Origin of the sequence: Mycolicibacterium wolinskyi str. Jessa 2025 (assembly GCF_049241375.1) — a bacterium.
Taxonomy (GTDB): domain Bacteria; phylum Actinomycetota; class Actinomycetes; order Mycobacteriales; family Mycobacteriaceae; genus Mycobacterium; species Mycobacterium wolinskyi.
This window is the reverse complement of sequence record NZ_CP185960.1, coordinates 1,510,375-1,522,256: the sequence shown is the minus strand read 5'-3', so window position 1 is coordinate 1,522,256 and position 11,882 is coordinate 1,510,375. Positions and strand designations below refer to the sequence as shown.

At 64.6% G+C, this 11,882-nt stretch carries 14 protein-coding genes and 1 pseudogene; 9 read left to right on the top strand and 6 right to left on the bottom strand.

Annotated features, from left to right (window positions below; translation table 11 throughout):
- Window positions 1-51 precede the first annotated feature (51 nt).
- Complete coding sequence (locus tag ACOI2T_RS07640) at window positions 52-576, bottom strand: RES domain-containing protein (protein WP_370475987.1); 525 nt, start codon at window positions 574-576, stop codon at window positions 52-54.
- A complete protein-coding gene (locus tag ACOI2T_RS07635) occupies window positions 573-914 on the bottom strand; it encodes an antitoxin Xre/MbcA/ParS toxin-binding domain-containing protein (protein WP_011856840.1) in 342 nt (113 codons plus the stop codon). The genes ACOI2T_RS07640 and ACOI2T_RS07635 overlap by 4 nt, the downstream gene beginning before the upstream one ends.
- A gap of 338 nt (window positions 915-1,252) precedes the next feature.
- Between ACOI2T_RS07635 and ACOI2T_RS07630 the strand changes: the two genes are divergently transcribed.
- Both ACOI2T_RS07630 and ACOI2T_RS07625 read left to right on the top strand, forming a co-directional pair.
- Window positions 1,253-1,477, top strand: a complete 225-nt coding sequence (locus ACOI2T_RS07630) for a hypothetical protein (protein ID WP_160109709.1) — start codon at window positions 1,253-1,255, stop codon at window positions 1,475-1,477.
- A gap of 25 nt (window positions 1,478-1,502) precedes the next feature.
- Window positions 1,503-1,717: pseudogene (locus tag ACOI2T_RS07625) on the top strand (alkyl sulfatase C-terminal domain-containing protein); the annotation flags it as partial.
- 509 nt (window positions 1,718-2,226) lie between these two features.
- Here ACOI2T_RS07625 and ACOI2T_RS07620 read toward each other — a convergent pair.
- Window positions 2,227-2,721, bottom strand: coding sequence for a hypothetical protein (locus ACOI2T_RS07620; protein WP_011856867.1), 495 nt, complete (start codon window positions 2,719-2,721; stop codon window positions 2,227-2,229).
- Window positions 2,722-3,118: 397 nt separating this feature from the next.
- Between ACOI2T_RS07620 and ACOI2T_RS07615 the strand changes: the two genes are divergently transcribed.
- From ACOI2T_RS07615 to ACOI2T_RS07605, 3 genes are all read left to right on the top strand, one after another.
- On the top strand, window positions 3,119-4,246 hold the full coding sequence (locus ACOI2T_RS07615; protein ID WP_046363131.1) for a tyrosine-type recombinase/integrase: 1,128 nt from the start codon (window positions 3,119-3,121) through the stop codon (window positions 4,244-4,246).
- Window positions 4,236-4,568 (top strand): helix-turn-helix domain-containing protein, encoded by a 333-nt coding sequence (locus tag ACOI2T_RS07610; protein ID WP_024449211.1) that lies wholly within the window; start codon window positions 4,236-4,238, stop codon window positions 4,566-4,568. Before ACOI2T_RS07615 ends, ACOI2T_RS07610 begins: the two co-directional genes overlap by 11 nt.
- Before the next feature lie 128 nt (window positions 4,569-4,696).
- Window positions 4,697-6,031 (top strand): hypothetical protein, encoded by a 1,335-nt coding sequence (locus tag ACOI2T_RS07605; RefSeq protein ID WP_011856875.1) that lies wholly within the window; start codon window positions 4,697-4,699, stop codon window positions 6,029-6,031.
- A gap of 349 nt (window positions 6,032-6,380) precedes the next feature.
- On the opposite strand, the gene ACOI2T_RS07600 is transcribed toward ACOI2T_RS07605, so the two are convergent.
- Window positions 6,381-7,073 carry a TetR/AcrR family transcriptional regulator gene (locus tag ACOI2T_RS07600; RefSeq protein WP_011856876.1) on the bottom strand — a complete coding sequence of 231 codons (693 nt, stop codon included), beginning with the start codon at window positions 7,071-7,073 and terminating at the stop codon, window positions 6,381-6,383.
- Between the two features lie 102 nt (window positions 7,074-7,175).
- Between ACOI2T_RS07600 and ACOI2T_RS07595 the strand changes: the two genes are divergently transcribed.
- From ACOI2T_RS07595 to ACOI2T_RS07585, 3 genes are all read left to right on the top strand, one after another.
- Complete coding sequence (locus ACOI2T_RS07595) at window positions 7,176-7,688, top strand: PaaI family thioesterase (RefSeq protein ID WP_011856877.1); 513 nt, start codon at window positions 7,176-7,178, stop codon at window positions 7,686-7,688.
- Window positions 7,685-8,356 (top strand): TetR family transcriptional regulator, encoded by a 672-nt coding sequence (locus tag ACOI2T_RS07590; protein ID WP_011856878.1) that lies wholly within the window; start codon window positions 7,685-7,687, stop codon window positions 8,354-8,356. Before ACOI2T_RS07595 ends, ACOI2T_RS07590 begins: the two co-directional genes overlap by 4 nt.
- 78 nt (window positions 8,357-8,434) lie before the next feature.
- Entirely contained in the window at window positions 8,435-8,899 is a 465-nt protein-coding gene (locus tag ACOI2T_RS07585) for a DUF6188 family protein (RefSeq protein WP_024449209.1), read from the top strand.
- 48 nt (window positions 8,900-8,947) lie between these two features.
- Here ACOI2T_RS07585 and ACOI2T_RS07580 read toward each other — a convergent pair whose 3' ends face one another.
- The gene (locus tag ACOI2T_RS07580) at window positions 8,948-9,997 is read right to left on the bottom strand and encodes an LLM class flavin-dependent oxidoreductase (RefSeq protein ID WP_011856880.1); all 1,050 of its coding nucleotides are present in this window, start codon (window positions 9,995-9,997) and stop codon (window positions 8,948-8,950) included.
- Window positions 9,994-10,590 carry a TetR/AcrR family transcriptional regulator gene (locus ACOI2T_RS07575; RefSeq protein ID WP_011856881.1) on the bottom strand — a complete coding sequence of 199 codons (597 nt, stop codon included), beginning with the start codon at window positions 10,588-10,590 and terminating at the stop codon, window positions 9,994-9,996. Before ACOI2T_RS07575 ends, ACOI2T_RS07580 begins: the two co-directional genes overlap by 4 nt.
- A gap of 73 nt (window positions 10,591-10,663) precedes the next feature.
- Between ACOI2T_RS07575 and ACOI2T_RS07570 the strand changes: the two genes are divergently transcribed.
- Window positions 10,664-11,860 carry a cytochrome P450 gene (locus ACOI2T_RS07570; protein WP_011856882.1) on the top strand — a complete coding sequence of 399 codons (1,197 nt, stop codon included), beginning with the start codon at window positions 10,664-10,666 and terminating at the stop codon, window positions 11,858-11,860.
- Window positions 11,861-11,882: the final 22 nt, after the last annotated feature.

The following is an 11,882-nucleotide window of genomic DNA, read 5'->3' as shown; positions in this document are numbered from 1 at the left end:
AGGCCGCCGCCCCTAGTTAAGGGTGCCGCAGTTCTCCGTAGCGGATAGGTGTCAGATCCTCGCTGTGGCTGACGTGGAGCTGACCGGGGCGGGTCCGTTGTTCGTAGGCGGTGATGACCAGCCAATTCCCCCGGCGGCAGGCACCAGTACGCCTTGCACATGCAGGAACCATGCGGCATGGCCCACCGCTTGGCACGCCGGCCAGTCGTCGCCATAGATGTCGTCGTCCTCGAGCCCCACCGCTTCGCGGGCGTCAGAGGTGATGAGATCCAGGACGGCCAGGTCGGTGGCCTCGATGGTGTGCAGTCGATACGAAGCTTCGAGCATCTTCTCGCGGGTCGTCGACGCCGCCCGCGCGGCGCGTTCTACTTCGACCATGCACGCTTGCGTGGAGTCGGCCAGATAGATCGCCGAGAAGAGTCCGGCAGGGTTTCCATCTTCCGCCGAATCTGCGCGCCCCTTCCCCGACAAGGGGTCACGGTGGGCGCCCCTGTAGCGAGCGCACGTGCCCGACCACCGGCTGGTGCCGCGCGCGTCGATGCGCTGCACCAGGTCCTCGTCGAGCGCATCGCTCACACGAAGATCCCTTCGGCCATGGCGTCGATGAGGGCCAAGACGCGCTGGTACTCGCCGTCACGCACCAGGTCGGCGGGCTTGGCGTGGGCCAGTAATCGATTCGGGGAGAACATCCAGACGTTGGCCTGGTCTCGGGGAAGCACTTCGGCCAGCGCGTCGGCGACGTAGGCCAGTTCGATGAGTCGTTGTTTGTTGAGTCGTTGTGGAACGACCTGTCCCGAGGTCCAGCGCGCCACCGAGCGCGCCGACGCGTCGACGATGTCGCCGACCTCTTCGTAGGTCAATCCCAAGCGCTCGATCGCACTCGACACGGTCGAGGCGAGCGCGTTAGCTCCCACATCGTCTGCCTGTCTTGCTTTTGTCTGCGTGTGTGTCATGCATTCTGTCATGAAACAACGCCCGAGGTCGAGAGGACGTTTTCACACGATGGGCATTCAGTTTCGGCTCGGACCCAACGACCACAAGCAGGTCGAAGATTTCCTGTCGCGTGAGCACGCTGGCACCGACGCCATCACCCTGGACACCAAAGCTGCACGTCACCAGGCCGCTGCGGCGGCAGCCGCCGTGGAGGCGGGCCTGCGGGTGTACTGGGAGCCCGCCGCTGAGCGGCTTGCCGACGAGGGCTTCGGCCTCGACAAGCTGCCGTGGACCGGCCGTCCCTACGGCATCAATGCCCTTGCCGAGGATCAATCGGCACGCCGCGCTGGTAGACCTGACGGTGCAGAAGCACCCGGAGCTCGTCACCCACGTCACGGCCCCGCACTTCTACGTCACCGACGAACGCACTGCACGACTGAACGTCGATCTCGCCGAACGCACCCGCCTGGCCGTCGGCAAGGACAAGCCCACCCGGGCCGTGATCGCCGTTCACGCTCAACGTCAAGTTCACCGACCTCAATAAGGAGTACGGCCTCACCGTCGAGAACGCGGTGCTGCACTACGCTCCCGAGCCGGTACCGAACGCCAACGCCAGCCTGACACTGCTAAAGCCACGCTGGACGATATTCAGCTGGGCACCATCACCCTTGACGACGCCAAGAAGCAGAACAAACTCACCATCGATGGCCAAGAAGCGTCGTTCAACGATTTCCTTGGCCTACTCGACACCTTCCCGTTCTGGTGCAACATCGTCACCCCATAGCCCGAAGCCGGCGTGGCCGTTCACCGAAGACTGACCTGAGATAAAACCGGCCCTAGCCATCGGCACCGATGGCACCTGTCCCAGATGTCGAGTCCGACACCGTGGGCCCGCACACCACATGGCGGTGAAACGCGCGATCTCCGAGGCGTGCGCCAGCCGGTCCACGATAACCTCGCCGCGCTCCTCAAGGACCGGTGAACCTAACAGCCGGCACCGACGTTCACCGCGGCCCGCGTATTCGGCCACCGCACCACGCCGCACGCCCCATCAGACAGCGTCCGCGTCGACACGACCGCGACCCCGCAGCCGCGCTGCGGCGACGCATCGCTCAGTGCGCCCAGCAGGCCGGCGGGAGTGCGGGATCGCGGCCCCGCGGCAGCGTCCCCGCGACGGCATCAACTTGCGCGCTGCCCTGCGCCGTCGCAACGCCGCGCCGAGCGCCCTTCTGTCGTCGGGTTCAGGACGTAGCGCACCCTTGAGACTTCCGTCGCCGCGCCACCGCCGAACCGTCACGCTGGCGCCGCTCCGGCCGGCGGTTCGCCCGCGTCCGGGCCGACCTCCCCGTCCGCCGCCGCCTCCCCCGTTCCGGACACATTCCGACCTAGTGCCTGCGAACCGTTCCGCGATACCGGATTTGCCGCTTTCGGCGCATGCCGTGCCATCACGCGAACGATTGCGATCCCGAGGTCGTGTTTGGTGGCGATCGTCGTCAGCGTCTCACCCCGCTCACGCATCCGTTCGACGGCCGCGCCCGCCGCTTCGCGATCGTCGCCTACCCGTTTAGCTTCTTCGCGCGCCAACTGCGCGTCGGCCTGCGCGCGCAGCTCCGCGCGCCGCTGCTTCTTCCACTCGCCAATCGCGTCGAGTTTGTCGATCGCGTGAAGCAGGATCGTCGCGTCCTTAAGGTTCGCCTTCTCCCGCGCCGCAAGCTCCTCGTTGGCGCGCCGAGCCGCTTCCACAGCCCGGCGCCGGGCCTCCGCCTTGGATGTTCTCGCTGCCGTCATGGTTGAGGACCTTAGAAGTGTTCGGGCCGTGCAGGCCACCACCACAGCCACATTCGTCGCCCACGACTTTTTTCGTCCGCCCTCCTGACCGCTTCACCGTCGCCACCCTCAACCCACCGTCACCCACCCCACTCGCCAACCACCGCACCCACCGCCAGCCGCCCACCTCACACCCCGTTTACAGCCCGCCGACAGACCACACACCTCTTGCACTATGGGTCGGAAGGTCGCGAATCAACCTGAAGTTGACGCGTATATCTGGCGCATGGGACCAGCGCCGGATGCGCTTCATTGAACCACTTTCGTGTTCCTCCTGGTAGACGGATTTCGCTCGCAGGTGTGGTAACTTGCGGTTGTCATTGACAACTCTAAGTTGACGATAGATGGAGGTTCTCTTGTGAGCGTTCCGGGGTCGGCGCACTTGGTTCTTGCCTCGGGCGTGGTTCACCTGGACGAGGCCAGCGCAGTCTTCGAAGCGATGCTGTCTGGGTGGGGTCGTCAACAGGCGTCTCGGCTACTCGCTGCTGAGGCCACGATCGAGCCGCGGCTGGCGTTGGTGCGGCGGTTCGCAGAGTTCGCCGGGGCGCCTCCGTGGGACTGGACTGCCGGCGATGTCGAAGACTTCACGGCCGCTTTGATGTCGGGCCCGGAACGCAAAGCACCGTCGACCATTCGCGGCTATCACATGTCGTTGCGGATGTTCTGCGACTACCTACTCGATAGCCGCTACGGTTGGATCGCGCAATGCGAGAACAGGTTCGGACGGATCCCATCGCAGGTCTGTCACGACTACAACACCGCCGCGCATCTGGTCGACTACGAGGGCAAGCCCGCGCGTCGCCCGTTCACCTACGACGAACTGGAAACATTGTTCGATTTCCTCGATGATCGCGTCGATGTTCTCGCTCGGTCCAGGAACAAAGGCGCGTTCGCGGCGCTGCGCGACGCACAGATGATCAAGACGGCCTACGCCTTCGGTTTACGCCGCCGCGAGCTGTGCTATCTCGATCTCGCCGACCTGCGTCCGAACTCGCGGATGCCGGCCTGGGGCACGTTCGGCGCCGTCCACGTTCGCTACGCCAAATCACGTCGCGGCAGCTCTCCCAGGCGTCGCACCGTGCTCGCCGTTCCGGAGTTCGACTGGGTGATCGACGGACTGCGCCAATGGGTCGACCACGGCCGCCCACTCCTCAGCCCCGGGAACCGTCAAGAGCTCTGGCTGACCGAGCGTCGACGGCGCGTGGCGACCAAGACCATGGATAGGCGATTCGCCGTCGCACGGGTGCAAGCGGGACTGCCTGCCGAGCTCACCTTGCACTGCCTGCGGCACTCCTATGTCACCCATCTGATCGAGTTCGGTTATCCGGAGCGGTTCGTCACCGAACAGGTGGGGCACTCGTATGCCTCGACCACCGCGATCTATACCTCGGTGTCCGACGACTTCAAGACCAAAACACTGCAGGCGGCGCTGCGCCGCGTCTACGGATCATCCACGACGACAGGTGAAGGCGGAGATGAGCACTAGGACCGTGCTGCGGTGGAACCTGCGTCAGCTGATGGCCCAGAACGGAATGTTCGCCACCACCGACCTTGTCGCACCGCTGCACGAGCGTGGCGTGGAGATCTCCCGACAGATGGTGCACCGGATCGCGACCAAGCCCCCGCAGCGCATCAATCTCGACCTGCTCGCCGCCCTCTGCGACATCTTGTCGTGCACGCCCAACGACCTGCTCGAGCTCGTCGCCGAACAAGTCCGTGAGGCGCCCGCGGTCAACGACAGCGGACCCGGCATCGGCGACCTGCGACCCATCCGCGCCACCATCCGCCGCCCCCACGACAACCAGTGACTCAGCGGGCCTGCTGGGAGTGTGCAAGCACCATCCGGCTAACCCCACTGACGCACGGGCGTCGCATCTGTGTCGCATGCCGTCGCAGACGGCACTATCACCCCGAGAAATGCCCGCGGTGTGAGACCGTGCGGCCACTGGCGTGGCAGCTCGACGATGCCATCGTGTGCGCCTCCTGCGCCGGTGTCGCATCGATCTTCACCTGCAGCGAATGCGGCCGCGAAGAACACCCCTACGGGTTCTACCGATGCGCCCGCTGCTTCCTACGCGAGCGCCTCACCGAGCTGCTCACCGACCCGATCAGCGGCACGATTCATCACCGACTACGGCCCGTGTTCGACGAACTGATCAACGCCGACCGCCCACAGACGGTGCTCTGGTGGCTGCGAAAGAAGCCCGGTACCGGCCCGCAGCTCCTTCGCGACATGGCCTGCGGAACGCGTGAAATCAGCCACGACACCTTCAGCGATCTTCCCTCGGACCGAGCCCACGATTACTTGCGCAGCCTCCTGGTCGCGGTCGGCGTTCTGGGCCCGATCGACATCCGCGTCGAACGGATGCTGCCCTGGATCGAGGACGTTGTAGCCGAGCTTCCGGCCGAAGACGCCGCCATCGTTCGCCGATTCGCGCATTGGCATGTACTGCGCCAGATGCGCAAGGCCTCCCACGAGAACCGGCTGACGAGATCGATGACCGATGCCTGCCGTCGTCGCGTCCGCGTGGCGATTCAGTTCATGGCGTTTCTGCACACCCACGACGCCACTCCGGCGACAGCGACACAGGAGATGCTGGAGCGCTACCAGGCGCTCCACCGGAGGCCGCTCACTGCCGAGTACGCCTTCCTCGTCTGGCTACGCCAATCCCGCATCAACACCACACTGAGGGTCACCGATCCGCCACGGTCACCTCCCTCGGTAACCGTCTCGGATTCCCAGCGGTGGGCCGCCGTCGGGCGGCTGCTGCACGACGACACAATCCGCCGCAAAACCCGCATCGCGGGACTGCTCACATTGTTGTTCGCCCAACCTCTTTCGCGCATCGTCGCCCTGCGATCAAGCCAAATCTCGATCTCCGACGATCACGCCGTGCATGTCGTCTTCGCCGCCATCCCCATCCAAATGCCTCCCCTACTCGACGACCTCATCCGCGAGCATCTGGAGCAGCAATGCGAAAGCCGCTACACCCCATCCCATACGGGCTGGCTGTTCCCCGGCCGACTTCCCGGCACCCACCTGTCCACCGAGAACATCCGCACCCAGCTCGTCGCGGTCGGGGTGAAACCCTACGAACATCGCAAAGCCGCCCTCTTCCAGCTCGCCAGCGACATGCCCGCACCCGTGCTGGCCGAACTGCTCGCGATCACCACCAAGAACGCAGCCGCCTGGGCCAAACTCGCCGCCCGCGACTGGACCGATTACGTCACCGAACGCGGCAGATCAATGCCGCATCGAAGGCGGAGCTAACTCGCAACAGCGATGTCGTAACCACTCCATGCCGCCGAGGCCACGATTCGCCTGCTCTCGTCAAAGTTGTTCTTTGTCAATCCTCCTCGCCACAAGTCAAGCAATCGAGAAACGGGTTCAAGCAGTTGCGCGCCCTCAAGCGTCTGAGACGCCGAACCGCGGGTGACCTGCACTTCGGGTAGCTCACTACCCTGCTGCGAGTCTCCGCACCTCGCTGTGGAACGGAAACCAGCGTACGGCCTCGCCGATGATGGCGACGAATGGTCCTTCGATGCCATCACCGACGCGATTTGCGAGAGGCGAAAAGGGCCCGAAGACCAGCCGGCTCGACATTGTGATTTCGTTGTGCCTAGCGAGCTGAGCGCGCCGGGCGGCCCGTCTTCTTGGTGGCGATGTTCGATTTTATGGCGTCGCTGTCGGTGTTGCGGTGGGCGGCGAGAAAGTCATCGACGATGTTCGCGCAGTCATTGTGAGTGATAGTGCGAAGCCCGGTCATTCGGGCGAAGGCGAGTGGTCCGACGAGTTGGCAAAGCGCCAGTTCCTGGTCGAAGTCGTTGAGTTCGGCTTGAGCTTTTGGGCTGGTGAGTACGGCGTCAAATGGTTGACGATATTGATCGACAACTCGGGTCCGTAGCGCCCCGGATGTGTGGCGGTCTTCCGCTTGGGCATTGGAGCCGGTGGGCCCCAATGAGAGCCACGCGAGTGTCGTGACATGCAGCGGTGCGTCGTTGAAAAGGGCGGCTTGGCGGCTGAGCAATTCGATCAGCTGCTCACGGAGGGGTCCGCTGGTCGGTGCCGGAGTGGTCACTTGTGGAAGTAGGCGTTCGAACGTGGCTGCCAGTAAATGCGACGAACTGTGGAAGTGGCGGTACAGCGTGGTTCGGGCCACTTTGGATGCTTTGGTGACGGCATCGATAGTGACCGCTTCCACCCCACCGGTGCTCAGTAGCGTTGCCGCAGCATCCAGCAGCCGGGTGCGTGACCGGATGAGCCGAGGGTCCACGTCGTCGTCAGGGACGGGCACTGCCTGACTGTCGCTCACTCGTTCACCTCGGCGGTCGATCTTCACGCGATGCTGTCACGGCAGTCTAGCAGTGTGGTACTAACGGTAGCGCAGCGAAACCGATCGTATTGGAGGGTGACGGTGCCCGAAAGCCTGTTGCCGCCCGAGCGGCTGCCCTCGCACACCACGACATGCATGGGTTGCGGCCCGGACAACCCCCACGGACTGCGGTTGGTGGTGCATCGTAGCGGCGACGCGGTGTACACCGATGTGACGTTCGATGAGCGCCATATCGGGGCCCCGGGCCTGGCCCATGGCGGGGCAGTGGCCGCGGCATGTGATGACGTCCTGGGCTTCACGTTGTGGATCGCCGGAACCCCGGCGGTGACCCGCACCCTGACGGTCGAATATTTGCGGCCGGTGCCGCTGCATCAGACCCACCGGATTACTGCCCACATCGTCTCTCGTGAAGGGCGGGCGCTGCATGTCACGGCGACAGGCACGGGTGAGGGTGGGATCGCCCGCTTCACCGCCAGTGCAGTGTTCATTGTCGTCAGCCCTGAGCACTTCGCCGCACACGGCGATGTCAGCGCTTTCGGCGATCTTCTGGAGCAGTTCTCGCGCCGCGGCGGCCTCGACCCGGAGCCGTCATGACTGTCCCTCAGGCGCGCAGCCACGGGAAAACCCCGCCTTCGGAAGCGAACTCGGTCGCTGCAGAGAAGCGAGCCGCTAACGCGTCGCGTTCACGCGCGTCCGCACGGCGCCGGGAGACCATTCTTGATGCAGCTTTGGTCGTGGCCGCGGCGGGTGGTTACGAGGCGGTTCAGATGCGGACAGTTGCCGAGCGGGTCGGCATCGCCGTCGGCACGCTTTACCGCTATTTCCCGGCGAAAACCCACTTGCTGGTGGCAGCGCTGACGCGCGAGTTCCGTCGACTCGACTCGGCCGGGGACTGGGCGAGTGGTGAGGGCACACCGCTGGAACGGCTCGAACGGCTCACCGCACATCTGCATGACCGCTGGCAGCGCGACCCATGGCTGACGACGGCCATGACACGGGCCTTCGCAGTCGCAGATACCCGCGCCGCCGCGGAACTCGACCGCGCGGCCGATGAGATCCAGATCCTGCTGGCCCGCACGCTCAGGGGCGGCGAGCCCACTCCTACCGATCTGCACGTGGCTGGGATCATCTCCGACATCTGGCTGGCCAACCTCGTGGCCTTCAGCGGCCACCGCGCGACAGCCGCCGACACCCGCGACCGCATTGACCGAGCCACCAGGCGCGTCGTGACCAGCGCTGCTAGGCCAGCCGTCTACCGGTAACGATACTGCTGGTATCGCAGCGATACTTGGCGTACTCTTTGGGGATACGGCTCAACGATGCGTCGAAAAGAGACTGCCATGTACACCCAATGGATCGAAAACCTTGTCGTACAACGCCTCTCGCTGCACGGCGGCCTGGTTCTGGATTTCGATGATTACAACGAAATCGTCATCTCCTGCCCCCTACTATTGACGCTTCCTGCCGTCGGCACCTACCCCATCGAGGCGGTGCGTATTGACCCCCTCAGGATCGCGACCCACGAACGCCCGCTGCTGAACCTCGCCGGCGCACTGTGCACCCAGGCCTGGTCCAGCGACGATGGAGGGCTACACCTGAGCTTCTCGCGCGGACATCGCATCGATGTCGATCCCGACGCTGAACAGACAGCGTGGGAGCTCTATGGCATGCGCCACGGCTACATGGCCTGTCTACCTCAAGGACGGGTACGCGTGGTCCGCCATGACCTCCCCGACACCGACGACGCCAACATCGTCAACAGCGTCAGGCAATCATCGGCGGGGTCGGCGCGGCAGACCCACTAATCCGGCCGCGGACACTGCGACGGGTCGACTTGGGCGGCAATACGTGGATCAGGTTGAACGTGGACAGGACCGCCCTGGCGACATCGAGGCGGGCGAGCATTCCCGGATGATGCTGTCGAGGTTTTGTTGCACGCGTTCGGCAGTGATGCCGACCGATGGTGAATACAGCATGATGTGGTCGAGGACGCCGTTGTACCGTCTCAATTGTTCACGGACCTCGTGCGCCGTCCCGGCGACACCCATGGCGTCGATCATCTCCTCGGACACAGCGGCGAACATCGCCGGGAAATCGCGCTGGGCGAATGCTTGCCGGATGGCTCGGCCTTCGCTGGCGAAGCCGTTCACATCGAGTACCGTCTCGTAGGATTTGACCGAGGAGTAGAACGCAATCTGCTGCGCCAGTTCGCGCCTGGCGACCTCGGCGTCGTCGTGGATGGCGCACATCACCATGGAAATGATTTCCACGTCATTGGGGTCGCGGCCGGTGTGCGCGGCGCCCCTGGCGATAGCGGGCCGGACGACCTCTTCGACGTAGGTGGTTGTGAACAGCGGATGTCCGGCTAGGCCGTCGGCCACCCGCCCGGCCGCCTCGCACATCCGGGGCCGGACACCGGCAGTGACGATCGGGATCGGCCTGCTGGAGGGTCCCACGTCGCCGGTCGGGGTGAGATTCATTCTGTAGAAACGGCCCTCGTGATGGATCGGGCCTTCATGCAGGTTCCATATCCGGCGCAGCAGCATCACGAGTTCTTCCATCCGCAGGGCGGGTGCGGAGGTGTCGGGCACGCCGTGCCAGTCGCCCATCATCCGTTTGGTGCCGTTGCCGATGCCGAGTACCAGTCGTCCGTTGGAGAGTTCGTCGAGGTCGCGCGCCTCGGTGGCCAGCACCAGGGGGCTTCGGCCGACGCCGTAGAGAATGGAGGAACCGATCCGACAGTTCTGGGTGCTGTTGGCCATCGCGGCCATGGAGATCGATCCGGACCGAGAATAGAACTCCGAGGCCCATACGGCGTCGAACCCGGCCGCATCAGCGGCCTGGGCGGTCTGGGCCAGTGACTTCAGATCCGCGCCGAGAACCGACAGGCCGTAGGTGCTCATGACTGGTCTCCTGTGCGCGGGCGCAGCCCGTCGAACATGACGGCGCTGAGGGTGCTGGCGACCACCGTCTCGTCGAGGTGGTTATCGGTGACCAGGTACATGAGTGCATTGATGGTGACCGCGCCGAACAGCGCAATCGACGTCGATCGCGCATCGGGCTGAGCGACGAGGGATCCGTCGCGGGCCCCTTCGATGAGCAGGGTTTCGACGGGTTGTTGGTAGGCGGTATTGATCATCTCGGCGATAGCCGGCATGCGGGCCGCTCGTCCCAATTCGCCGATGAGTGCACGGCATACCGCTGGCCGCTGCGCCATTGCCCGCAGTTGTGCGCGGATCACGAGTTCGAGGCGTTCGGCACCGGTGCCGCCGGTGTGCACGATCGCGGTCACAGCATCGAAGATGTCCTTGAGGAGGTCTTCGAGCAGGAAAGCAAGGATGTCCTCTTTACCGGCGAAGTAGTAGTACAGCGTCGCTTTCGGCACACCGGTCACCGCGGCGACGTCTTCGATCTTGGAGTCGTTGAGCCCCTTCTCGGCGAACAAGTCCGCCGCGGCGGGAAGCCGGTCAGAGATCTGACGTGGAATCTTGCGCATTGCCCCCCTGTCCCGTTCGGCCGGTTTAGACTGCGAGTCTAAACCGTCGTTACTTTGGTGGTCGGAGGTCTTGGTGGTCTCGGTGCAAATTCGTTACGACCCGTTCGACGCCTCGATTCTCAACGACCCCTATCCGACGTATCGGTCGTTGCGTGACACGGCTCCGGTGTACCGCGCCGAGGAATCCCATACCTGGGTGTTGAGCCGGCACGCCGACGTCCAGGCCGCAGCACTGGATCACGGCACGTACTCCTCGGTGGACGGCATCTTCCCCACCCCACCGGGATCGGACTTCATCGGCTCGTTCCTGCCGATGATGATCGTGATGGACCCTCCGCGCCACGACCAGTTGCGTGCCCTGGTGAGCCGGGCGTTCACTCCCCGGCGGGTGGCCGGGCTGCAGGGCGCCATCACACAGATGGCCGCGGAGTTGTTCGAGCGCCTCGACGAGGGCTCTGGTTCGGCGGACTTCGTGACCGACTTCGCCGCGATCCTGCCCGCCGCGGTGATCGCCGATCTACTGGGCATTCCCGCCACCGATCGTGATCAGTTCCGATTGTGGTCGAGCCAACTGGTCCAGGTCGACGTCAACCACGGACAAACCACCGACGCACTGACCGCCGCCACCTCGATCTACGCCTACTTCACCGACTTCCTCGCCGACCGCCGCCAAACCCCCCGCGAGGACATGATGTCGGCGTTGGCGAACGCCACAGTCGACGGGATCAGACTGACCGACGAGGAAGTCCTCGGCTTCTGCGCGCTGCTGCTCGTCGCGGGCTACGAGACCACCACCAATCTGCTGGGGAACTCCGCGGTCGTGCTGGCCCAGCATCGGCAGACCCGCCGACGCCTGGCCGCCGATCGAACACTATTGGGGCCGGCAGTTGAGGAGTTGCTGCGCTACGACTCACCGGCACAGGGACTTTCACGAACCCTGACCCGCGACGTCACACTGCACGACACGACCATGCGTCAAGGTGAGAAGGTGCTGCTGCTGTTCGGGTCGGCCAACCGCGACGAGCGCGCCTTCCCCGATCCTGACGTGTTCGACATCGAGCGCACCAGTGAGCACCAGGTCGCCTTCGGTCGCGGCATCCACTTCTGTCTGGGCGCGGCACTGGCGCGGATGGAGGCCCGCATCGCTCTGGATGCTCTGTTGGACAAGGTGCCCGACTGGGAGGTCGATCTTGAATCGGCGCGGCGGCTGCGGTCCGGACCGATCCGCGGCTACACATCGCTGCCCATCACTTGGACCACACCGGTCTAGCCCGTGCCCCTCCTCGACGACG